The following is a 541-nucleotide window of genomic DNA, read 5'->3' on the forward strand; positions in this document are numbered from 1 at the left end:
CGCGCAGCACGCCGAAGATCGCGGTCGCCAGCGGCAGCAGCCCGACGAACACGATCGCGTGCGCCGAGGTGATGTGCTGCAGCGCCAGCGCGGTCAGCAGCGGAAAGCCGACCACCACGCCGAACGCGACGATCGCCAGCGGCAGCAGGTCGACGCGCGCCGGCCGCGATTCACGGAAGGCGAGCAGCAGGGCGATCGCCAGCAGGCCGGCGATCGCCGCGCGCGCCACCGTCAGGAACAGCGGGTCGAAGCCGTGCACGGCGATCCGCGTGGCCGGCAGCGAGCCGCTGAAGATCAGGACGCCGAGGAAACCGTTCAGCCAGCCTTGGGTGGAGTTTTGCATGGCGCATCCGTCGAATGAATGGAAGGAGGAGCGTTCCAGCATCCCATGCCGGGGCGCCCGGGTTAAGCTACGGATCAGCACAATCCAGGGAAACTGTACTGATCGAGGAGCCGGACAGATGGCGAGCGAAAAAGAGGCGAGGGCGGCGGAGCCCGCGGCCACGGGCAGCCGCGTCGCGAGGGTGATGGCCACGCTGCG

2 protein-coding genes are annotated in these 541 nt (G+C 69.1%); one reads left to right on the plus strand and one right to left on the minus strand.

The window, feature by feature from the left end:
* A partial coding sequence (locus FQ705_RS27640; protein WP_144146722.1) for an EamA family transporter occupies window positions 1–343 on the minus strand: 343 nt, incomplete at its 3' end.
* Between FQ705_RS27640 and FQ705_RS34350 the strand changes: the two genes are divergently transcribed.
* Window positions 342–541, plus strand: a 200-nt coding sequence (locus FQ705_RS34350; RefSeq protein WP_222105671.1) for a hypothetical protein, incomplete at its 3' end; no start/stop codon positions are given. The two genes, FQ705_RS27640 and FQ705_RS34350, sit on opposite strands and share 2 nt — an antisense overlap.

This window comes from Paraburkholderia sp. BCC1884 (genome assembly GCF_900996225.1).
Taxonomy (GTDB): domain Bacteria; phylum Pseudomonadota; class Gammaproteobacteria; order Burkholderiales; family Burkholderiaceae; genus Paraburkholderia.